Below are 22,354 nucleotides of genomic sequence, written 5' to 3'. Positions count from 1 at the left end.
TTAATCGAGGCCAGTCCAGTCTCGTGGTGATTCCGTATGGTGGCGATACCACCATGGACGACCGGAGGCGATGGCCCCTCTCAGAATGCTGAAAATGCGAGTACAGATCGTCCTGACAGTCCAGCCTGAACGGTCGAGAATGACGAAAAATAAAATGATGCCGGTGCAAATCCAGAAGGTTGTTTTGGAGGGAAAGGGGCATATAAACAGATAAATCATGGTGAACGGCAGAGGTACGCCCTGGATGTTGACTGGCGGTGTTGCATATCGCCAGAAACCTTCTCTTTTCATGACCGTAACTCCCCTGGCGGGATAAAAAGAATCGCTTCTCTTCGGTCAACTTCATTCCGGATATACATTTCCAGAATCTGGTCCCGGATACGGCGCTTCTCCTGCCGGATTATGGCATCAATGTGATGCCCCCACTCTGCATGCGGCATTCCGGAAAGATTGTCGCGAAGCTCATCGTTAATGACGATATATTCCCGGACGGCTTTACGACCACCGTCATTTGTTCTGACCAGAACCTGAACCAGAATGAACTGCAACAGTGACAGGACAGCCCAGGCCATCGAATCCCTGATGACAGGGGGAAACAGCCCAAGAAGACGTGCCAGCGTTTCACCAGGAGATTTCGTATGCATGGTGCTCAGGCAGTAATGCCCGGTGTTGCCTGCCTGTACCGCTGCGTCGGCGGTTTCGTTATCCCTGATCTCACCAACACCGATAATTTCGGGATTACGTCGTACAGCAGAACGCAGTCCGGCAGCAAAACTGACCACATCACGCCCGATTTCTGCCTGATGCGGTGGGAGCAGATCGTTTTCATTTCCCAGGATATATTCCACCGGGTCTTCATATGTCACGATTTTGGCGTCGGGGAAATTGTCCATAATGTAACGGTACAGTGCTGAACACAGCGTTGATTTTCCTGACCCGGTTTCACCACATACAAATCCCAGACCGCTTTTGCAGACCATTGCTTCAAGCAGGTCTGGTTCAATGTTCATGGAGAGAATGTCCGGTATTTCTGTCGGGATGACACGCATGGTTATTGAGACTGCTTTCTCCTCTGCACCAGATGTGCCCTGAATGAGGTGGGAGCGTAACCGGATGCGTTCTCCGCGTTTAAGACCATAGCGACCGGATGCATCCCCGTTAATCTGTATCGTCCTGTCAACCGGATTGCCTGCCAGAACGCGGGGAACGACTTCCCGACCGAACAGTTCATCAATCAGGGAGGACATGAGTGTGGTTGGTAACGTTGCACTGGAACAACGCACCCGTCGGCCAAAGCGACTGACAGATACAGGTGACCCACCGGTCAGATCCACATCACTGACTTTATGTGCGGCACACCAGACAAAGAAATGCCGTAATTCATCTGCAGTGAAACGCTGAAACGGAAAAAGACCAAACTCATCAGGAATATTCATCGGGAGCCTCCTTCAGTGCCTATAAGCGGACGCCAGTGAGATTTCTGAAGATTGAATTCCGCATGATTTTTAAGGCGACGAACACGATCTCCAGTGACCAGTTTTTTCCCGTCACCTGTAACGGTTTGCATTTGATCAGAAACATCCGGACGGGTGATCATGCCCTGACGCCAGAGAAGTGAGTACAGCATCATGCCCCGGTAATCACGGGTGAGGGTTTTCTGGTTGGCTTCAAGCGTCAGGTCGGCGTTTTGTCTTCCTTCCTGCCATCCCTGCCGTAATGCGGTTTCCCACACTTTTCGTTGCACGCTGTCTTCTGGAACGACGCTGCCTTCTGTACCCGGAGTGGCTGTTGTTGAAAGCCCCCGGAGAAGCCAGTCACGCCAGCCCGGTGGATTGCTGACAAAGCGTTCAGGGCGAATGATGGTCCAGACCCGGGAAGAGGTCCGGATTTGATCTGGCGTGATATGAGCTACGTCCTGTGCTTCATCAATAACCGGTGGTAGCCAGCCTTCCGGGCTAATCAGTGGCCGGAAATCGTATAAGGCATTAAGTGTGCTTTCCCGGGCGTTGAGTGCCTGAATCAGCTCCCATGAACGCTGAGCCTTGCCACCACGAAATCCAAGCGTTTTACCTGCGTCGGTCAGCATTTTCCAGCGTGTTTCTGACAGACTATCCGGCTTTTCACTTCGTGGTTTAAGCCATGCATTAATGTCAGGTGGTGGCGTATTGACACCACCTGGCGAGATGGTAGGGGAAGAAGAACAACCAGTAAGCAGTATTACTGGCAAAATGAGAGAGGTGAGTGCTTTCATTTTTTCCGGTTCTCCGGCTGCATGAAGCTGACCTGTAACAAGCCCGGATATTGATGGATTGTTGCTCTCCAGGCTGTCTGGGCTTCAATAAGTCTCAACGTATTGGAAAACGTCATATCCCGGACGTGAAGGTTGACTGGTAACGGCAGGCGGACACCATTGTAGTTAAACTGCATCCCCCTGACTCTGGCCAGTTCGTTCAGTAATTCAATTGCATCACCTTCCCAGTCAAAGGAAAGGCGATCGCTGTTAGCTGTCAGAAGATGAGACCCCGTTGAAACCGGAAGTTGGCCGGAAAACACACCTTTGTCCCATAATGTGTACTGAGTGTGCCGGGTAACCGCCACATCAGAGGCAGCACCGTAGTTACGCGGAACAGGAGTATGCTGAGAAGGGGAGTTGCAGCCAGCCAGAAAAAGGGCGGCAAGACACCCCGCAGGTATAATACGGTTCATAATAATTCCTGAGCAGTTAAATCAGAATGGGATATACCGGTGCTCCGGTACAGACAGGATGATGTTTGTTTCCGGCTATACTTGCGTTACCGGAAATAAATGCCAGTGTGGCCAGGTAAATAGCCTCATAGTTTACTGAAGGTGATTATTCCTGATACTGGCTGGTTGATGTGTCGTCAGACATAAAACGAATATGAGCGTAATCTTTAACGCTCCGCGCCGAATCGATCCATGATGGATGACTCGACGATTTATGAATCGAACGTACCGGCGCTTGTCCCTGAAACAGTTCCCGGCCCTCGTCCGGATGACCTGCAATTCAGACAGGCACATGTGCCCGTACACTCTTGTATCTTACTGAGTATATCAGAATTTATGTAAATTCAAATATCCTCTATGCCTCTTTGTTGTATTTTCCGTCAAGTATGAGCCGGGTACCATCGTAATGCATGATCAGGGCATCAAGGTACGCCGGTTTGAATTTCTTGCCGAGCCTATCTCTGGCCAGAAATGATAAACAATGATTATGTGTCATTATTACTATGTTCCTTTTATGAGATTCTCTTGCGATTGATTCAAGCGTCTTATAAAGATCATTATTGCAGTCTGATAAACTGTCCATAACGACGGGGTCTTTACCGGAGAAGAATTTTGCAGTTTGTATGGTTCTTACCGCATTGCTGGAGTAAATATCATATTCACTGAAGATTGTTGCGAACTTAATACCTTCCTGCTGTGCTTTCTCTGTACCGGTAATAGTGATTCCGCTTTTATCCGAATAGCATGGCATATCTGAACGGTCGCAACGTTCTCCATGGCGGAAAAGGAAAATAACGGTGTTATCAGCATTAATTTCTTTTGCCTGTTCTAGGGTGATATCGGGAAGCGAGCTTTTTGCTTTTGTCACTGCAGCTACCAGGAAAACAGAAAATAAAAGAATGAATGCTGTCTTTGAATAAGAAGAACGTGGTTTCATCATGTTATTTAAAATGAATATAAAAATACCCCCGGGTTTAGTGCCGGGGGCGGGGACAGTAATCAGAAAGTGAACTGAAGTTGTGCCATTGCACCGTAATCGTGGTCAGTTCCTACCAGGCCGGAAACATCGATATGTACGACGTCAAATGGAGAGATACCAACGCCAGCGGTGAAGGCGCTTCCGGAGTTTGATGCCATGTTCTGACGATAACCGGCACGCAATTGCGCCCATTTCCATGCGTTAAATTCAGCACCAACACTTGCAAACTGACGTTTGCTGTCAGAAGTGAAGCCACTGGCAGGAGTCAGATCAACGTCAAGAGCAGTGGTAAACAGGTCATTATGCCAGGATACACCGGCGGTTGCCTGTGGACGAACTTTGAAGGTTTCTTTAAAGCCATTGACGACTTTAGTATCAATACTGCGTGGAATGATGTTCTGGGCAACAAGACCGACAGTCCAGTTGTCATTCAGGTCTGTATAAGCACCAATATCGGCGTTGAATCCGTTTTTCGTGTTGTGGTACTTGTCACCGTCAAAATCGTCTTTGTCGTAATCACGAACCGTTACGTTGTAGTTAAACAGGTCCACACGCTGATATTTTGGTGTGACGCCAAGAGACCATTTTTGTCCGGCCGTTTCCAGTTCTTTGGCAAATGAAATTCCGACGTCGGTAATTACAGCTGCACGCCCGAATGCGCGTGAGGTCAGGGCATTCTTATCGACGTCGGTAATTGTTCCATTGGCAACTTTGTCCAGATAATCCAGGTCTGCATCGTTTACTTTTCCGTTTACGCTGACAGTTCCGTAAGACTTGACCATAAGGGCAAACGGCAGAGTGTCATTTGCCATGGCTGCTACAGCTGATACACCTACCTGAGCATCTGCATTGATATTGCGGAATTCCTGCAGACGATGTTTAAGATTTGCCGCTGCCTGTTGTACGCCATGCTGGTTATCTACAGCACTGTCAAACAAATCCCAGTCATCTTTAACATCATCAGCTTTATTTGATACATCATTAGGATCAGCAACTTGTGCCCCAACAGACGGCAGAAGAAGGCTGAAATCATCATTGCTGTTGTGCTTTGTCAGTAAAGCCGGGTTTGCCAGAGGTGCCACACCATAATGGGAAGATGCTACCCCGGTGCCACCCATTGCATCGTTACGCGCTTCAAAATATGACGTCGCTGCTGCAGCGTTAAAGGAAAATAATACAGCAGATGCAATGATGGTGCGGGTAATATGATTTTTCTTCATCATTTAATTTCCTGTTTATCAGAATTTAGACAAAACAACGCTATGACACGGATGTGCCGTAATTTTTTACTTTGGTACTATCTGGTATTTACCAGGGTAATAAAGACGTATTAAATAAGCTAACAGGTAGTATTTGCCCTGTAATAAGGTTCTCGGCAAGGCCAGGTCTCAACGTGACGCGTCGCAAAGACATTGTTGTATTCTGCCTGGTTGTATATTCAGTTAACCATTTTCTTTTTTCATCGTTCAGAAGTGTTGGTGATAATGATAGTGCCGGATATATTACAGAGCCATTTATTTCTTTTTCCTGTCTCAATATTACCCCGCAATATTCTCTTTTCGTGTTTCCTGCGAAGGGGAAACTATGCCAGAAAATAACTTCAGTGTTGCTGCTATTATTAATAAGCATTCTGAAATTATCAGCAGTATCTGGCCATTCACCGGACAACGCTATCGGATAGTTTTCATGGCCATTCAGCCAGTCCGGATTGAGATTAAAACATTCAGCAAGATGTTCGAGAGCGTCAGCTGAAAGATAGTCTGCAAGTCTGGCCGGGTCCTGTATAACCGTGGAGCGGATATTCCATGGCGACAGCAATGTTGCCAGTAATGGCGCATTTATATCATGCGACAGCATGATGTATTCAATTCTGCTTATTATGTTTCCTGTGGTGTTATCCGCAGGCATAAACATATTATGAAGAGCATCCTCAAGCAGGATTCGGGTTAAATCAGCGGTGGATATGGCTAATTGTTCGCTCATTATCCCCAGAACTTCTCTTACCCCTTGTGGGTAACGGACCTGCAGAGGTGTCGGGTTTATCTGACGACCGTTGATGAGTTTTTCGCCGATTGCTTTTTTGTCCAGCGAGAGCATCATTCGGGCCGCAATACCGGTCGTATTCAGTCTCATTGTTCCTCCGACTGAAAAAGTCTTTTCAGCTCATGTGGTTATTGTATCTTCGGTGTTTTTTCTGGTGAAACGAATAATTTCGATCATGCAGATCGAATGTGTTTGGCGAGTTGTTGCAACTCGCCTTTCTGTATGTGTTTTGAATGATGTTTACAGCGGGGTGCTGCCCGGGTTCAGAGGGCAAATCATAATGTAGTCAGGGTCGTTAACAGGTAACGCTCCGGGAGATGGGACACGTTCGCCTTTCTGTGCTGCAATGGCCAGTGTACGCAACAAAACCTCACTGGCGCGGTGAACTGCTTCCTCTTTCGTTGTGGCAGTGACGTGAAGGTTATCAAAATCACCGATCTCAATACGATGCGCTTTCTGCCCATTTTCTTCATCGATGGTCGTGATATGGGCAGGATACGGCACAAACCATGCTGCCACTTTTTGTGTCTGCCGCCGGCGGGCATCAAGCTTACTGACCAGTTGCCATGCACGAAGATGAGTATACCGTTTCAGCATATTCATGGAACGATGTCCTGATATTGCAGCAATCTCCATTACATTCAGGCTACCCAGTTCGAAGAAGCGGCTTATTGCTTCATGCCGTAGATCGTGAAAATGCAGGTCCTCGATGCGAAGTCGTTGTGTGGCTATTCTCCAGGCATTTTTAAAGCCGGATGCGGTGTAATCAAAAACATTGCCGTGGAGATTAACGGGCATCATCTGAAGAAAGTTACGGGCACGTCTGGACAGAGGAACATCCCGTGAGTGACCGTTTTTGGTTTCAGGTAAATGAGCCACACCGTGGCGCAAATCAATGTGTTCCCAACGTAAGGCCAGTATTTCGCCCTGCCGCATGGCTGTTTCAAGGGCAAGATGGAAAATGACATACAACATCAGATTTTTTTCGCGGAAATAGCGAGAAAGGCGACGTTCTTCTGAAGACGTTAGCCGACGATCTCGTCCGGAGGATACTTTCGGCTTGCGAACCAGTTCAACCGGGTTAGTACGACAGGTTCCCCATTCAACACGAGCAATATTGAACAGAGATGACAGAAGGGCGAGTTCAAGACGTACAGTATTACCTGTAATGGCTTTACCCGTTCGGGGGTTGATTTCTGCTAAACGAACGTCTCTGTATGTAGCAATATCAACGGTCGTTATTTCGTCCATATTCCGAAGGGCAATGGGATATCGCTTGATAACATTGCTCCGGTAAAACTCCTGTTGATGCCCTTTCTTGTGAACAGAAACTGTTTTCAGGTACTTATCCAGTGCGCGTGACAGGGACATTTTACGGATGCGTGGAGACGGCATGCTAACCTCAAAAGAGGAAAAAATAATGCCAACAATCATTCTCTGCAAGCGTGCCAATCCGGTCGGTGGTCAGGGGGTAATAAAATTAATTACTCAGCATGTAATTGGTACAAATCATCCGTAGCAATGAATCACTTTATCGGCGGTAAGAGTGGTGGTTCGATCTATTACAAGCCGATTCAATGTCCGACTGGATACATTATGACTGGAACACGCATGTACGGTATTGGTGATGGTGTTGATGAGGAACATGTCGATGCCTACTGTTGCCCCTTTAATTAAACTCCAGCACCAGGAAGATTGAGGCATGTGACTGATATGGTCCCACCAGACTCATAATTTCCCCAAGCATAATTACTCACATACCAAACGTTGTTTTGGTCGGAATATACCTGTTGAAAACCACCAAAGGGTGAGCCATTCAGGTAAGTCCATGAGCAATATGCATGGACCCCGAGCCTTAAATTACGAGTGTTTTTAGCTATGTTGTAGGTCTGCGTTGTGAATTGAATTTTAGGAGCGCCCCAGGTACCGGATTGGCACGTAGGCCAGTGCCAATCCGGTACGTGGAAGACTTCTGGTTCGCTCAATGGTTCTTACACAAACTTAGGTTCACATAGAGGTTCATTCTCAGGGCGGAATTCAGGGGGCAGTACATTGTTTATTTATGCATCTGGAGGTAATGGAGGATCTGCCGGAGGTGCATGTGCAAATACATCCCGACTGCAGGGATATGTTGGTGGGACGCTAATTAGCGTGAATGCCAGCAATAACCCTGCATATGGAAAAACAGCCTTTATCAGCTTTGCTGTACCTGCAGGTACTTCCTATCAGATAACATCCTATCCAACAGAAAATACATCATGTGGTGCCGGGGTATTTTCAGTATTTGGATATCAAACTTAATTGAGCGTTACACACGACGCAATACAACCTGTCTTATGCTCGTATTTGTACCATTTACGTGAACCTGCTGGGCTCTCAACTACCTGGCAGTAGTGGGCATCCTCTGCGTTGCCCATTCTGGCAATGGCACAGAAGTCGAATTGCCCCAGATAACCTGTGGTGGAAAGCTGAGTAACTTTGAGTTTTCCACCTATTGTCCTCCACGTACCGGATTGGCACGTAGGCCAGTGCCAATCCGGTACCTGGAAATCATCATCAGCGTCGATATGGACGAATATAAAAACATTTACGTTATATCCCAAAAACACACAGGTCTTAGGGAGGTTTAAACTGTGTATTAACACCTATCGTATTGACGGGCGTGAAATGGCAGAAACAGAAGTCGTTCCTATTGACATGCCTGACTCTAACGGCGAGATGACTTGGCAAGCCAAAAACTACACACAGTATTCGTCCTACTTTATGAAGATTACTTGCTTGAAATAGCTTATTGGCAAATGGCATATACAGTTATTGAACCATTCTGATCTTCGGTTGTATCGCACGCAGCCGACCATGAGTTATTGGCTGATGGGAATGACCTGGTAAGCCATATGTAACCAGTTCGTGAGGTGCATATTCCGCCGCCACCTGTAACACGTTTTCCAGTTGGACAGGTAGCTGTTGCTCCAGGAAAGCGCCAACCTGTCGCCTGTGCTGTAGCAATTTGAAGCTCACCAGATCCTACCTTTCTCCAGGTACCGGATTGGCACGTAGGCCAGCAGCGCCAGCAATTTAATCTCAGTTCTGACACGCGACGACATAACTACATTTTCCGGTTAAATCAGCTCTAAATGTCCCTTTATGGAAATTGTATTCATCATAAAAACCACATTTAACAATTCGATTTGCATCATAAGTTGCAACTGATCCAGCAAAGTAATTCGGCTTCCAACCTTGAGGGTTTTCTGCATTGCTCACACTCCATGAGCACTGACTGGCAGAAAATCCTGTTGGCAGCGGTATTTGCTGACCATTTGCTATACGACCAGTTATCACCGTACTACCAGAATTGCTTTTACGCCAGGTACCGGATTGGCACGAAAGTATTGCCCCTTTGCTGTCACGGCCTACAAGTCCATCTGGTGAACACTTTGTATTTGCTACGGCTGTTTTATCCAGCTGTAAATACTCACCTGTGGAAAGGCGACCGTCAGACCGGACTGTTCCCCCACTGACTTTTCCTCCTTTGATTTCCCCTGAGGTTATAATTCCTTTACCACCGACTGCGCGTATCCACTGGCTGTCTGTCATCGTAAAACCGCCACCATAGGTGATGTTCTTCCAGCCTTTATCATTTTTGGTGATTAACCAGCCGTTTTCGCTTGTAACATCACCTTTCAGTGTTGCACTTTGTCCATTGACGTTTCCTGCATTGTTCAGGTTGTTCCCTCCCATATTGATGGCCGTGTTCATCTGGTTCAGCTCCGGTCGTCCCGGTACCTGAAAGCGATACAGGCGATCGCTTTCCTGCAGGTCATCACCCATCATTACGATGGCGATGTGCCCGCCATTGCAGCTGAGTCCATAGTCGCCGGGTTTATCTGTCCATCCACCAAAAACACCGGTTGCTGTGCCATTTTTTCCTATAAATCCGCCCAGACCGGGGAGCAGGCTGGCGATACTGCGCAGGGCATCGTCTTTGATATTCTCCCCTCCGGTGGAGCAGGTCAGGGCCTCCAGACGACCGGTACTCGTGTTACGACGGATGCCGGTGGTATAACTCTGCCCAAAGGGCGAGCGGTTAAGACCCTTCAGATATCCTTTCCGGATTAACTCATCCGCCGTGAAGGTGGCAGGAAGCGTTCCGCTATGCAGGCGGGCATTGTTATCGGCGATGTAGGTCCTGGCTGCAGTATTGTAGGCATCTGCATGAAATGCGGCGCTCTGGTTGCGCATTTCATTCAGGTAGTCTTCAATGTAAGACCAGAACAGCGGCATGAGCAGGCTGATGACAACCAGTCCTCCCAGAATTTCAAGAAGTGCAAAACCTTTATCGTTGTCTTTTTGCATAGTCGTTCCCTCCGGTATTACCAAAGGCCACCGGGATAAAAAGTAAATGCGTACTGTGACGCGCAGAGAAACGGCCCAAAGGGAAGTTCTCTGGTAATGCGTCGTTGTCTGTTACACCGCAGATAAAGTAAGGCTCCGCCTGCTGCCGTTGCGACAATCCAGGGGATGTCTCCCGGCGGGGACCAGATGGCAATACCGGCAATCAGAAAAACATCGCCCAGGCCTATGGTTTCTGTTTTCCTGCGGTAAGAGGTGTATTGCCTGAACAGAAGCAACAGCAGGAACCAGAACCCTGCACTGCACAGGCCTGTCAGCCAGTCTCCCTGCCAGAGACGAAATGCGCTGCCGCTTATCAGATACATGATGGTGAAGGGCCGGGGAAGACGGCAGGATGCAGCATCCGTCAGGGTCATCAGTGTCATACATCCGGTCATTATCGTCATAAACAGCACCCCGACAGCACTGTCATTCTGATAAAGACGCAGGATAATGGCGGCAGCTGCAAGCATCCCGCTCATCAGCGCAAGCCCATGGTGAGGGGGGCTGGCATTCATCCGGGAGAGTCGATAGCGACTCATCTGAACGGCCAGACACTGTATTACCACGGTTATTGCGACCAGCAGTGCCGGGATCATCTGGAGCATGGCAGTTCTCCCGGACTAACGTCCCTGCATGTAAGCGCTGTAAATCTGCCGGGCGTATTTCATCCGGCGGTGAGTGTTACTTTTACTGAAGCCGGCGTTATAACTGCCGAGGCATTCCCAGTTTACGCCGCATCGCTGAAAATGCCGGGCGAGGATCCATGCTCCGGTCTGAATATTCAGGCAGACATTATTCAACAGATCTTTCTCACTCCGGATAATGCCCATTTTTTTCAGCCCGGGAATATGTGTGGAGTTAATCTGCATTATCCCGTAATCGGTACTGATAATTTTTCCTCTGTCATTCCTGTTATGATTAATGGCCCGGGGATTCAGACTGCTTTCCCTGCGGGCAATAATTTTGAGTAATCCTGGATCAATGGAATAACGTTTTCCGGCGGTAATAAAACAACGATCATATTGTTTGTCCTGTGGGGATGCCTGTGCGGAAGGAAGTGAGCATAACAGTGAAAAAATCACTGTCAGGATAAATAACCTGTTCATACAGTGACCTTAAATAAAGCGCCCAGGCGGGCGCTGATGAATGATTAACTGTTGGTTTCCAGTTTGATAGTAGTTTTATCTGCGTTACATACTGTAGACGGGTCAACTTTATTCGTCACATTGCCGTTGATTTTTGTAAACATGGATGAACTGCGCAGGCTGGTGACCAGATCAATACAGTTTTTCTTCGGCACATTGCTGGATTCAATAACGTAGGAGTATTTATCTGAACTGACTTTGATGGTTACCGCACCACCCCAGGCATTTTTCGCCTTATTACCACCGGCGATCATATCGGCAGGCAGGCCACCACTTTCGGTCAGGATTTTGACGTAGTCAGTACCTGTATACTGCCCCTGGAATTTCTGGGCTTTCATTTTGGTGGCGATTGTCTGCAGGTTTTTGAGTTCCTTCTGGTTGTCTGAAGAGGACAGGGTATCGGACATAAGTCCCATCACGGCACCAATAACAATGGCAGCGACGACCAGAACACCGAGGACTTCCAGCAGGGTCATGCCTTTATCATCGTTCTGAAGGTGACGAATATTATGTTCTGAATACGAACAGGTTATGACGCTCATATTAGCTCCTGAGATTGGTAAAACAGAATTTGGATCGAGGGGAATATAAAGGATGCTGTGTTTACTGCTTCAGCATGTCACTGATGCCGTAAATGGCACTGACCATATTGATGATGAAGAGAAATACCAGCAGACCTGATATAGCAGTAATAATAATGCCGCTTTTTCTGACACTCTTTTTTGCTTCTTCCAGCCAGCGGTCTGCATAAAGCGCCATACTGGCAACACTGTCCTCCCTTTCTGAATTTAAAAGAAGATTATTCACACAGGATTTTGACGGAAAGTCATAACCACTGTTTTTCATGGCCAGTGCCAGTGACTGACCGGATAAGACATTTTTTCTGATAGCACTTATTCGTGATTTTAACCATCGGTTATGTTCTGCATGTTTTTCTATTCTGGTAAGGGCATGAGATAAAGGAATATTTATCTGCAGCATGGATGAAATATTAAAAAGGTAATTCACGCCATGGAATGTCTGATACAGGGACCACGGCGGGATGCGATCAAGATACCGTCGTCGGGGACCTTTATACAGACTGAATGACATCCTGATGAGAATTGCCAGCAGAAGCAGTCCAGCCAGCAGCCACAAACCATAACCGATAACCAGCTCGGAGGATTTGGCCAGAATGACCATCTGCACTGACCAGCGTTCTTCCGGTGCAAAGGCGCTGATCATCGGAATAACCCGGGTATGAACGTTATACATATTCACCACACAGAGCGTCAGCAGGATGAGCGGATAGAGGCAGACACTCACCAGACTGCTAATCATCTCCTGTCGTCCTTTTGCCGTTTTGACAACCTGAAACATGGCTTCAGCGATATCACCGCGCTCTTCACCGTTACGGATCAGGGCAATTTCATCTTTGGGTACCCAGTCCTTCAGGGCCGGAGAGAGCTGACCACTGCTGCGTATGCTGGCGATACAGTCTGTCGCCAGAAAATACAGGCCGGACTGCCCTTTCTTTTTACCAAAATCCGTTTCCACATCGCAGATGAACTCCAGTGCCCGCATAACCGGTGTGCCGTCCCGGATCATGCCTGCAAGGGACTCGTAAAACGTAGTCCGCCTGAACGTCTTTTTGCCCAGCCAGCGGTTAAGGCCGGACAGTTCCAGTTCCGTATTGTTGAGTCTTTCCAGAATTTTCATATCAGTGCAGCAGCGTATAGCTGTCCTCGTCTACAGGGGATATGTAATGCGCAGCCAGCGGATCGACCTGACCACTGTTGATTTTGCCCAGCAGGTGCTGATTTCGTGTCATACCGCCGAGCTCCCGGTGCCAGTAGGTTTTTGCCTCAATCCGGCCTTTTTCCCGGTAAATCTGGAAAAACTTCGCATCCGGGGAAATCACTTCTGCAATGACGGTCCGGCCGTTCACTCCACGCCAGCAGTGTGGGCAGCCGTTATGGTTACGAAGATACACGGCATCGGGCTGGCAGAAGTTTTCCACCAGGCGTCGTTCTTCATCCGTCCGGGAGCTCTCCACCTCATGCCAGGGGAGGCGGCAGTGGGGACATATCACCTGAACCAGACGCTGGCTGAGCAGGCCGATAAATAACTGCGGATCTGCAATCATCCTTGCCTGAACGCCCTCCATTTCCAGACGCTCAAGAATATTTATCGGGTCGTTAGCATGAAGGGTGGTCAGCATCAGGTGACCGGTCATGGCGGCTTTTATCGCCGTGATGGCGGAGGCATGGTCACGTATCTCCCCGTTCAGGATAGCGTCAGGATCAAGGCGCAGGGCGGACTTAACAGAATCGACCCAGCCCTGAGCGGTATCCATAACGGCCGTCTGAATTGCACCGGGGATACGCCCCTCTGGTGGTGATTCTATTGTGAACAGACGTCGCCGGGGGAGCAGGATCCCTCCGGTATCGTTGAAGCCATACTGTTCCAGATAGGCGGCAGAAGCCGTCCTCAGCGTGGTGGATTTTCCGGAACCGGTGGGGCCAGAGAGGATCACGATGCCCTCCGGTCGCTGCAGCATCCTTCGGACAGCGCGCTCCTGCTCAGGGTGATACCCCAGCATACTGAATGTCGGTATATGCTGACTGTCATCCTTGATCAGACGCAGTACGGCATAGAGCCCGCCCACACACGGATAGTGGGAGTAGCGCGCACCAAACAGTCCGGCCAGTTTCAGGAATCTTTCAGCCAGACGGGCATCCTGGGGGACACCGGGATCAAACTGTGTTCCCTTTATGACGTCAGTCATTCCGGAATAGGTGGCCCCCAGTAATTCCAGCCCCTCATCTTTTCTGACGATATCGAGCAGCTCCAGCTCTCCGTGGACACGGGCCTCCAGATACGTGAAATCCGTACTGTCACGCCCCGGCGTGATGTGAAGATCTGAGGCGCTGAGGGTGGCCGCATGGCTGATATACCCGAGCATTTTTTGCTGTACGGGGTTAATTCCGTTTTCCACCCCGGAAATGACCGTCTCCTGCCGGAGTCGGGCGATCACATCAAGTGTGGTGAACTCAAACGGGGATACTTTACCCGGATAGCGGGAGCACAGGCGGGTCAGATAATCCTGGACGGCACGAAGGTGTTTTTTTCCTTCCACCACTCTGACACGAATTTGTCCTGTTTTATCTGTATCAACAACCACGTAATCCAGAATGTCATCAGGTGGCTGGTCTGCAGGTGCCAGCATAAAATCTCCTTACGGGCAGCGGTACCCGGAAACGATTTTTTTGTGATTAAGGGCCGGGGGAATAATCTGTTCCGACAGCCGCCTGTAAATGGCGGCACTGAGTCAGGGTTGTAGTGTTGTTCTGATACCATTTTGTTCAAGGACAACACTGTCAGTGGTGATCTTTTCCACGCGGAATGTGGTGCCGGGAATGTGTTGCCCTTCTTTTACATCAGCAGTTCGTCCGCCCGGCAGTTGTATCCTGGCGGTTATCTGGGGCTGAACTCCGGATATCTCTGTCAGCCGGGGAATACCGGTAATGGGGGCAGGGGTATCTGTCGTGACGGCTGAACTGCTTTCCTGTGAATGCACAGGCTCAGCTGGTTCTCCCTGCTCCAGGGTTCTGAGTTCATGTCGCACCTTTTCTCTTGCCAGCATGGCTTCATACAGTGCAGTTTCTTCCTGAATCTGTTCCACCTGGAGTTGCCGGTTATTCTGTTGCATGTTGCTGATGGTGCTGGCCGCGACCGTTGTCGGCAGGATCAGGACGGAAAGCAGAAGAGCTTTTGTTTTACTGGACATAATATTTACCTGTGAATTGATAACGGAAACGACCCTCTTCCAGTTGCCTTGTTACGGAGATAAAACGGACGGAGGGTTCACTGAAATGCTCTGCCACCTGGTGCGCCGGAAGTGTCGTCAGTATCTGCAGGTCATACTCCTTCCAGGGGGGCTGGATGGTATTTCCGTCTTCATCGGTGAAGCTGTTGCTGACTTCCTGCCAGTCCATTTTCAGCTGCATCGACCGGGCGAGTGTGGTCAGCCGTTCCTGCAGGAGGGTGTTTTCCGGTAATGCCTCAACGGCAACGGGAGTTTCAGGCATACTGAAGGTGACCGGCAGGGCAAAACCACCGCTATTCCCGTCCGGCATAACCATAAACGGCCGGATGCTGAAAATTTCCCTGACCCGCTGGCTGAATGCGGTCACTGTCGTCCCGGCGATGTTTGTATATGATGCACGCAGATTGCCGCTGTTCCCGGTGGCAGCACACTCGGCGAGTGAATATCGCCAGCCGGCGACTGACACCGGCAGGCGTGACCATACGTCACTGCATCCCCGGATAAAATCTCCGGTTTCCGGCATACTCAGCCACGGTGGTGTGATCCGTTCCTCTGCGGCTTTTTGTGCTGCTTCAGCAAGTGCTGCTTTTTCTGCCTTCAGGCGTTCATAGTACTGCCAGCCATACCATGCAGTACCCAGAAGGGTGAGTATGAGTAATACCGGAATAAGCTGTGGCCCACGGGATACGGGGTGAAGGCGTGCCTCTGCCGGATATTTCCCTGCACCTGTCAGAGTTTCCAGTGGCAGGGGACCTCTGCCGTCAGGCCCGTTAAACGAGGGCGGTTCATAACATGTCCAGCCGTGTTCAGGCGCGCTGTTAATGGTGAGGAATATTTCCCGGGCCTCCCTGATTTCCTCCCGGGTTCCCACCAGGTCACTGACCAGGATGCCGTCAACAGCAGAAACAAAACCATAAAGTTCTGTATCGTTTGCCTGTGACAGTTCAACGATAGCGTATCCTCCTGACTCGAGCAGGGGCAGGATAAGCATGGCGAGAGAGAAATACCTGCGGCTGCCTTTGGGGAGTGTATTCTGGCTGACGGCTGCAACCATGATGTGACGATCGGTATCTTCCGTACTGAGATACTCACAGGAAATATAGCGTACTGCCCCCAGACTGCGGGCAAACGTCCGGGGGTTTTTATGGCTTGCGGGCAGTGTTTTCCAGTCCATTCCGGCAAGAAATACATTCCGTCCTGCCGTCAGCGGAAACACCTGGCGCTCTGTCGGTGAAATATCCGTCACGATAGTCCTCCTTCTGCAAATCAGATGATATTGGGCGTGATCAGCACCACGAGAATGGTGTCGTCGTTTTCACTGTTGATCCCACCGCCAAGACCGAAGAATCCCGGTGTGCCGACACCCTGTTTTCCACTGCGACGCCCTGACTGCTGGAAGCCACTGATAATGACTGTCTGCCCGGATTTCAGGTCCACTGTCTGGTTGATGGTTTTCAGATCCACATTCGGCAGCTGGGCTTTGCTTCCACCACTCTCGTAATTCTCAATAACCGGTTTGTCGGAGAGACTCATGGAATAGAGCAGCTGCAGTGTCTGTGAGTCCGGGAGAATGAACGGCAGAAGGGTCATATTAAAACCGGTGGTGATGGTGGCCGCATTCAGGGAGGTGGATGAGCCGACATTGGCGGTGGTATCCGTCGTCACACTCTCAATGTAGCTCTGCTGATTGGCAATCTGCATCGGTACCGGGGTCAGGTTTTTGGTCACGGCGGAATTCCGGGTTACCACACTGACATCTCCCTGGGAAGAGAGTGCTTTCAGGAAGGCTTTTGAACCGGTGAGTTTCCCGTTCACAATGGAAACACCACCAGTGACGGTATCGCTGGCTGCACTGGTGAATGTGCTGCCGAGGCTCAGTCCCAGCGTTCTGTCGCTGAAGACTGCGTTCCAGTCGATACCTGCCTGCTCATTACGGGTTTTCCGGATACTCAGAATTTCCACATTCAGCACCACCTGGCGCTTCATTTCTTCATTGCGTTTTTCAATGAACGTCCGGACCGTTTCCAGTACCTGTGGGGTGTCCGTGACGGTGATAAAGCCCGTCGACATGAACATGCGACCAATCCCCGGCGTCAGCATTGATGAGACAGCATTTTTCACATCCTGATACAGCGCAGATTTCATATCCACGGTGGTGGTCTGGGTATTACTGGCATCACCGGAAATGGCATCCGATGCTGTTCCACCTGATGAGCCATTTGATGACATGGTACCGCTGACCACGGTGGCATTATAGGCAACCTGGCTGTCCATATAGGTCACCGGGAAGGTCCGGGTATCAAGATAATAGAACGTGATATGTGAACCATCATAACGCCAGGAAATCCCGAGACGGGAAGCGACCGCATTCAGCAGTGATGTCAGTCCTGAAGCCTTCAGTTCAGGAAGTGACGCCGTATTTCCCTGCAGGCGGGGAAGTGTCGTGTCAGAACTGCCTATGGCGGCCAGTGGAACCATACCGCCGGTATCCGGCGGTGGTACTGTGCCCTGGATTTGCTGCGTACTGCCGGAGGTGGTCACGCTCAGATACGCCTGTACATCAGGGGTGATCCTTACAGGAATATGACAGTTTTCCGAGATCCGCTGGGCCACCTGCTGAAGGGTGATGCTCTGCCGGGTGTTAATGATAATCGGACAGCCGGGCACCGCATTACCGGGGTTTTTATCCGTGACCGGACGGGGATTGATCCACTGACGTGGGGATTCCTTTACAACCGGTGTCCGGTTTCGCAGCTCAGCGATCATTTCCCGGGCCCGTTGTTGTTCAGCAACGGCGTCTTTTCTGGTGTTCTCTGCCTGTCGGAAACTGGTACAGCCCTGCAGCAGAGTGGCTGCAATCATAATAGCAAGAAGTTTTTTGTTCATAGATAAATCCGTGAGTTATTCAGAGTCCGGCCTAATTCATCCAGATGATGACCTGATCGGGGATCACAGCAGGGAGCGTGATGGAAATACGCCGCCCACGGGTGTCCAGGAGGCGACCGTTTTCCACTCTGGCAAGCAGGGCCGAATCACCACTTTGTTCCAGGAGGGCACCCATAAGGCCGGGTTTTTCTTTTGCCCAGACAAAAACGCGCTGCTGACTGATGAGGTGGCTGACGTTTTTCGTGGCGGGCAGACCGAGCTGTGCTGACGTGAGCTGACCACCGGCAGCACGTCGTTCAGGGTGCTGATACAGGTAATCGTTGATGGCATTCATATAACGAATAAAGTCTGCAGCCTGCTGTGTGATTTCAGCGGTCTGCTGATGGTGCACAGTACGGCTGAGGTGACTGTGGAACCAGAAATTACCAATGGCCATAATGACCATAATGAAACCCGTAACCCATCCCATAGGTTATTCCTGCGGGCGGTCTGTCACACGGAGCAGGCATTGTGCAGTGCTGGTCCGGGCATACAGCGGTTTTTCAGCCGGGGTATAGAGTGCAAAGAGCTGCTCCAGCGCCTGGCGGAAACTGCCGGTGAAAACCAGAGGGGCATCGATGCTGTAGTTGACAGGTGTTTCCCAGCGCAGTGTCCATGTGCCGTGCGGGCATTTTTCGGATGATGTCCAGCGGGCCAGTCCGTCTTTCAGGGTGGTCCCCTTTTCCATTTTCCACTGCCGTGGCGGTATGACCTTCTGCTGTGGTGGCACTACCGGTTTCGTGGCCACCGGGGCTGGCGTGGTTGTTCTGCTCTCTGGAGTTCCGGATGTCCCGGTGGTGGTCTGAGCCCGGGAAACGCTGACGGCAGGTGTCACTGGTGTCGGGCCTGCCGGCGTTGCGGTGCTGCCCCTGAACGGATTACGCGGTGTATCAGCAGCTTTCTGTGAACCCTGCGGTGCCGTGACGTCGACCGGCGGTGTTGCAGAGGTCGTGACAGTCAGTATTTTCCTGTTCCAGTCCATATGTCCGTAAAGCTGCTGGCCGGCCAGCAGCGCATTCAGTGCCCGGTGCCACTGGTCATTAACGGACCAGACGGGGAGGCGTTTGTTCAGTGCCGGTATGGCAGCGTTCTGTTGCCGGAACTGCCAGCCGGGTGGTAGCAACTGGCGTATCCAGTCACTGACGGAGCGCTGATGTGCCTCACGTAAATAAACGACGGATGACTGACCGGGTTTACCGGTCATAACCAGTGCGGGCAGCTGTGTGGCCTGAAGGAGCGGACGGGGAGGCAGTGCGGTACTCTGGCTGCTGACTGCGGTTGTGGGCGTCGCTGTTGTTGTCGGGCGGGGCGGCGTCACAGGGCGGGTCACCGGTGGCGGAAGCAGACGTTTTTGCGTATGGGCGATAATGGCAGCGCTTTCGCGAATTTGTCCGTCGACGAACACCAGAGCCGGAGGCGTGGTGTCAGGAACAGGCGTGGCATTAAATGCCGTACAGCCGCTGAGTAATGACGGCAGAAGGAGTGTAAGTGATTTCTTTTTCATAGAATAAATCCGGTATGTATCGGGTTACGGTATAAGACAGGTGGCTGGTAACAGGTCTTCAGATAAATATAATTTCATCAGGATATTGATGATGAACATTCATGTTCGGGGTGATTATGAAAACTAAAACATTCCGGTTCCGGAAATATAAAAAGAAAAACGTCCTGCTGCAAATGATAGTTTCCAGAAAACAAGTGATATTGTTTTTCAGAACTGGAACATTATTTTATTTCTTGCCTGTTATTGAAACATGTCCGGTTATGATCTCCGAATGGCAGGTATCAATAAAATCACTTTTCCCCGATTGTGTGTCAAAGTCAACGTGGGTGAATCTGTGTACATCCTGCCATATGGTGAAACAGACAGGACAGGTAACAGGTAGTTTACCTTCAGCTATTTTTTCGCAGCTTTCAACCAGTTGCTGCGCCTTGTTGTATCTGACGTTATAGCCATTTGTGCAAAGCGTTTCATACCCATGAGCTCCTGTAACTATATGTGTGGCGATTCTTTCGTGGACTCTCCCATTAATTAATAATTGTTCACGTGTTGTGATTGTTCTCATGCCTGTTTCTCCATTGGTCATAACAGAAAATAATCTGCATTCCTGAAAAATATCGCGGTTGTGAAATATTTAATTTTTATCCCCTTTTATGGGAGATGAGAAGCAGGCTGTCAGGCTATAACTGAACGCGGTTTCTGGATTTTGGTGCTAATGTCACATCTTTCCATTCACAGCTGCTTCCGGGGATACGCTCTTTGCGTCGTATTATACGGGAGTTCTGACACACAATAATTAAGCCATTGTCTGCCGTCTGAAATGGCATTATAGCGATGTTTATATCTTCTGTTGCAGAAATATAACTGACTTTCTTTTCACATGTATTGGTGTATATGACAACTCTGAATTTTTCTGCGGACATTTTCAATCCTCCTTTAAACCAGAATATCCCGTGAGGGCATTCTTTGTGAAAAAGATGCCGGAAAAATTCCGGCACGGGGATTAAACCTGTTGTGGTTCTGAGTTATCCGGAGCGATTACCGGTTCGCTGACATCCGGAACCTTTTCCGGGGCAGGCATGACCAGTGGACGTGTCAGGGCTGCCAGATAGGGTGCGTTATACGCGGTAAGTAACGTCAGTGTCATTTTTCCTCCTGTGGCAGGTCAGTCAAACAACATTATGGCGTGAAGCTTCCGCTTCTTTAATTGTCAGAAGAAGCATATCGTCAGTCATCAGAAGACAAGGGGATGTCTGCAGGAGGGGATGATAACAACAGAAGCCTCACGCCGGAATGCGCCTTATGACAACCGGAGAGGACGGATAATCAAAAATGGGACATCCACATCAGCAAACCGCGATTTGCGAAAAAAAGTCAGCGGAGAGTGGCTGCCGTTGTGGCTGTCCCGGTATTTCAGTGTAAAAGCAGACTGTTGTCCATGCCCCATTCCTCTTCCGCTAAACCTGAATGGCCCACATGAAGAATGCGTGACAGCATATTTCTGCCGCTGCCGTTCAGACTGCATTCGCGCCCGTGTGCGAGCATAAAACCTTCATCCCGGAATATCTCTTCAACCTCAGACGTGTTGATGGTGGCCGGATGGATTAATGAAAATGCCACCGGTCTGATCATTCTGCCCGTGGTGGAAAAGGTGTCCCCGGTGCTGTTCAGCTGCAGGATATGACGTTTCCCGGTCTGTGCGCGGGAAAGTGTCTCACTCAGTAACTGGTCATTCCATGCGCACGTGCCAATCTGCCATCCCAGACTCCTGCACGTGGCAAGCGCTGCTCGGAAGCGGTACAGGTCATACAGTGCTGCGTTGTGGCCACTTTCCAGCAGTGATTTCAGCGTGTTCTCTACCGGTATGTCCGTATTGGTGGCCAGCAGTTTGCGCAGGGCGGTGAACTCTTCAGGCATCCCCCTGAACTCACTCATCTGTCGGGCGGAATCAAGCCAGTTCAGCAGGAAGCGCCGGCGACGTCGTTCATTGTTGATGCTGTCCGGGGAGGTGGAGAGCGCTTCAAGCATATTCTCCAGTAACTGAATGACAGGGTTTTCCGGGGATTGAATGGTCATAACGATGTCCTGAAAAAAAATGCCCGGCAGCCGCTCTCCGTACACGCAGGTGTCACCGGTGCCGGGCATTGGGGAAAAGATGGGGAAAAAAAGCCCGGCCATAAAGGCCGGGAAAGTCGTCAAATGAAGACAGCAATTTTCATGTCAACGCTCCGTCATCAGATACCAGGTGCAGGAGCAGGGCGATCCTCGACTCCGGCAGAGGCTGGGCATCAAGCCGGAGGAGGTACTGGTAACGCGCTTTTGTCAGCCAGAGGGTGGAGGCAGCATCCAGCTCCTCCCTGGCTGCCGGATTGAGCGCAGGATCCGGGTACACTTTCATCAAAGACTGAACGATATCCTCCCTGACGGTTTTGATTTCACCGGCCATTTTCACGAAGTCCAGAAAGGCACTGTGACGGCGAAGGTGAGTGAAGCTGTGGCTTTCGGGGTCTGCTTTCAGGAAAAAGTAACCGGGAAACACGGCGTGTATATGTCGACGGTAACCACAGACTTTATCCGTGCGGCGGACCTTTTTCAGTATCAGGGGTGTCCAGGGAAGGACGTGTTGTTCGGAAAGCCAGGAAAAGAGATGTTCGCGGTTTTTGCCGGTAGGGATGTACTGTGCCAGATACCAGTTGCGTTGATGTAATTCACTGATATTCAAAATCCGGAACGCTCCGCGAAAATCGATCCCCGCAGGGGGGCTTCGATGTTGTTGTGAACGGCGAATACATAAAGCATGTGTCGGAAACAGCGGC

25 protein-coding genes and 1 pseudogene are annotated in these 22,354 nt (G+C 50.0%); 1 reads left to right on the top strand and 25 read right to left on the bottom strand.

Annotated features, from left to right (window positions below; genetic code table 11):
* From ACJHX3_RS22570 to ACJHX3_RS22535, 8 genes are all read right to left on the bottom strand, one after another.
* Positions 1-291, bottom strand: a complete 291-nt coding sequence (locus ACJHX3_RS22570; RefSeq protein ID WP_001299214.1) for a hypothetical protein — start codon at positions 289-291, stop codon at positions 1-3.
* Positions 288-1,436 (bottom strand): plasmid transfer ATPase TraJ, encoded by a 1,149-nt coding sequence (gene traJ, locus ACJHX3_RS22565; protein ID WP_001024976.1) that lies wholly within the window; start codon positions 1,434-1,436, stop codon positions 288-290. Before traJ ends, ACJHX3_RS22570 begins: the two co-directional genes overlap by 4 nt.
* Positions 1,433-2,251 carry an IncI1-type conjugal transfer lipoprotein TraI gene (gene traI / locus ACJHX3_RS22560; RefSeq protein ID WP_000646097.1) on the bottom strand — a complete coding sequence of 273 codons (819 nt, stop codon included), beginning with the start codon at positions 2,249-2,251 and terminating at the stop codon, positions 1,433-1,435. The genes traJ and traI overlap by 4 nt, the downstream gene beginning before the upstream one ends.
* Positions 2,248-2,706, bottom strand: coding sequence for an IncI1-type conjugal transfer lipoprotein TraH (gene traH / locus ACJHX3_RS22555; protein ID WP_001079808.1), 459 nt, complete (start codon positions 2,704-2,706; stop codon positions 2,248-2,250). The genes traI and traH overlap by 4 nt, the downstream gene beginning before the upstream one ends.
* Before the next feature lie 394 nt (positions 2,707-3,100).
* The gene (locus ACJHX3_RS22550; RefSeq protein ID WP_000977520.1) at positions 3,101-3,685 is read right to left on the bottom strand and encodes a histidine phosphatase family protein; all 585 of its coding nucleotides are present in this window, start codon (positions 3,683-3,685) and stop codon (positions 3,101-3,103) included.
* Positions 3,686-3,744: 59 nt separating this feature from the next.
* A complete protein-coding gene (locus ACJHX3_RS22545) occupies positions 3,745-4,947 on the bottom strand; it encodes a conjugal transfer protein TraF (RefSeq protein WP_000976357.1) in 1,203 nt (400 codons plus the stop codon).
* Between the two features lie 85 nt (positions 4,948-5,032).
* A complete protein-coding gene (traE, locus tag ACJHX3_RS22540) occupies positions 5,033-5,857 on the bottom strand; it encodes a conjugal transfer protein TraE (RefSeq protein WP_015058912.1) in 825 nt (274 codons plus the stop codon).
* Between the two features lie 150 nt (positions 5,858-6,007).
* Positions 6,008-7,162 carry a tyrosine-type recombinase/integrase gene (locus ACJHX3_RS22535; RefSeq protein ID WP_001139955.1) on the bottom strand — a complete coding sequence of 385 codons (1,155 nt, stop codon included), beginning with the start codon at positions 7,160-7,162 and terminating at the stop codon, positions 6,008-6,010.
* 657 nt (positions 7,163-7,819) lie between these two features.
* Here ACJHX3_RS22535 and ACJHX3_RS22530 point away from each other — a divergent pair.
* Positions 7,820-8,068, top strand: a complete 249-nt coding sequence (locus tag ACJHX3_RS22530; RefSeq protein ID WP_001349157.1) for a hypothetical protein — start codon at positions 7,820-7,822, stop codon at positions 8,066-8,068.
* On the opposite strand, the pseudogene ACJHX3_RS22525 reads toward ACJHX3_RS22530, so the two are convergent.
* From ACJHX3_RS22525 to ACJHX3_RS22445, 17 genes and pseudogenes are all read right to left on the bottom strand, one after another.
* Positions 8,065-8,289, bottom strand: a pseudogene (locus ACJHX3_RS22525) (shufflon system plasmid conjugative transfer pilus tip adhesin PilV); the annotation flags it as partial. The gene ACJHX3_RS22530 and the pseudogene ACJHX3_RS22525 overlap by 4 nt on opposite strands.
* 559 nt (positions 8,290-8,848) lie before the next feature.
* Positions 8,849-10,120 carry a shufflon system plasmid conjugative transfer pilus tip adhesin PilV gene (pilV, locus tag ACJHX3_RS22520; protein ID WP_410236211.1) on the bottom strand — a complete coding sequence of 424 codons (1,272 nt, stop codon included), beginning with the start codon at positions 10,118-10,120 and terminating at the stop codon, positions 8,849-8,851.
* A 17-nt stretch (positions 10,121-10,137) separates the two neighbouring features.
* Positions 10,138-10,764 carry a prepilin peptidase gene (locus ACJHX3_RS22515; protein WP_013307883.1) on the bottom strand — a complete coding sequence of 209 codons (627 nt, stop codon included), beginning with the start codon at positions 10,762-10,764 and terminating at the stop codon, positions 10,138-10,140.
* A 15-nt stretch (positions 10,765-10,779) separates the two neighbouring features.
* Entirely contained in the window at positions 10,780-11,265 is a 486-nt protein-coding gene (locus ACJHX3_RS22510; protein WP_001080767.1) for a lytic transglycosylase domain-containing protein, read from the bottom strand.
* Positions 11,266-11,309: 44 nt separating this feature from the next.
* Entirely contained in the window at positions 11,310-11,846 is a 537-nt protein-coding gene (locus tag ACJHX3_RS22505; protein WP_000111521.1) for a type 4 pilus major pilin, read from the bottom strand.
* 61 nt (positions 11,847-11,907) lie between these two features.
* On the bottom strand, positions 11,908-13,002 hold the full coding sequence (locus tag ACJHX3_RS22500) for a type II secretion system F family protein (RefSeq protein ID WP_000697154.1): 1,095 nt from the start codon (positions 13,000-13,002) through the stop codon (positions 11,908-11,910).
* A 1-nt stretch (position 13,003) separates the two neighbouring features.
* On the bottom strand, positions 13,004-14,512 hold the full coding sequence (locus ACJHX3_RS22495; RefSeq protein WP_000880806.1) for a GspE/PulE family protein: 1,509 nt from the start codon (positions 14,510-14,512) through the stop codon (positions 13,004-13,006).
* A 102-nt stretch (positions 14,513-14,614) separates the two neighbouring features.
* A complete protein-coding gene (gene pilP / locus ACJHX3_RS22490; protein ID WP_000095887.1) occupies positions 14,615-15,073 on the bottom strand; it encodes a type IV pilus biogenesis protein PilP in 459 nt (152 codons plus the stop codon).
* A complete protein-coding gene (pilO2, locus tag ACJHX3_RS22485) occupies positions 15,063-16,358 on the bottom strand; it encodes a type 4b pilus protein PilO2 (protein ID WP_000129885.1) in 1,296 nt (431 codons plus the stop codon). Before pilO2 ends, pilP begins: the two co-directional genes overlap by 11 nt.
* Positions 16,359-16,378: 20 nt before the next feature.
* Entirely contained in the window at positions 16,379-17,998 is a 1,620-nt protein-coding gene (locus ACJHX3_RS22480; protein WP_001035562.1) for a PilN family type IVB pilus formation outer membrane protein, read from the bottom strand.
* Positions 17,999-18,029: 31 nt separating this feature from the next.
* Positions 18,030-18,467, bottom strand: a complete 438-nt coding sequence (gene pilM, locus ACJHX3_RS22475; RefSeq protein ID WP_000539952.1) for a type IV pilus biogenesis protein PilM — start codon at positions 18,465-18,467, stop codon at positions 18,030-18,032.
* A 3-nt stretch (positions 18,468-18,470) separates the two neighbouring features.
* Positions 18,471-19,541, bottom strand: a complete 1,071-nt coding sequence (locus ACJHX3_RS22470) for a toxin co-regulated pilus biosynthesis Q family protein (protein WP_000730430.1) — start codon at positions 19,539-19,541, stop codon at positions 18,471-18,473.
* Positions 19,542-19,767: 226 nt separating this feature from the next.
* Positions 19,768-20,103, bottom strand: a complete 336-nt coding sequence (locus ACJHX3_RS22465) for a hypothetical protein (RefSeq protein WP_001335624.1) — start codon at positions 20,101-20,103, stop codon at positions 19,768-19,770.
* A 115-nt stretch (positions 20,104-20,218) separates the two neighbouring features.
* Entirely contained in the window at positions 20,219-20,461 is a 243-nt protein-coding gene (locus tag ACJHX3_RS22460) for a type IV pilus biogenesis protein PilI (RefSeq protein WP_021515452.1), read from the bottom strand.
* A gap of 80 nt (positions 20,462-20,541) precedes the next feature.
* Entirely contained in the window at positions 20,542-20,685 is a 144-nt protein-coding gene (locus tag ACJHX3_RS22455; RefSeq protein WP_000176500.1) for a hypothetical protein, read from the bottom strand.
* A gap of 266 nt (positions 20,686-20,951) precedes the next feature.
* Positions 20,952-21,614, bottom strand: a complete 663-nt coding sequence (locus ACJHX3_RS22450) for a hypothetical protein (protein ID WP_005082527.1) — start codon at positions 21,612-21,614, stop codon at positions 20,952-20,954.
* 139 nt (positions 21,615-21,753) lie between these two features.
* On the bottom strand, positions 21,754-22,260 hold the full coding sequence (locus ACJHX3_RS22445) for a transcription termination/antitermination NusG family protein (RefSeq protein WP_005082529.1): 507 nt from the start codon (positions 22,258-22,260) through the stop codon (positions 21,754-21,756).
* Between the last annotated feature and the right edge of the window lie 94 nt (positions 22,261-22,354).

Origin of the sequence: Escherichia sp. WS1265 (assembly GCF_046487585.1) — a bacterium.
GTDB lineage: Bacteria > Pseudomonadota > Gammaproteobacteria > Enterobacterales > Enterobacteriaceae > Escherichia > Escherichia coli.
Note: the sequence above shows the minus strand (reverse complement) of the source record. Positions and strands in the feature narration are given on the sequence as shown.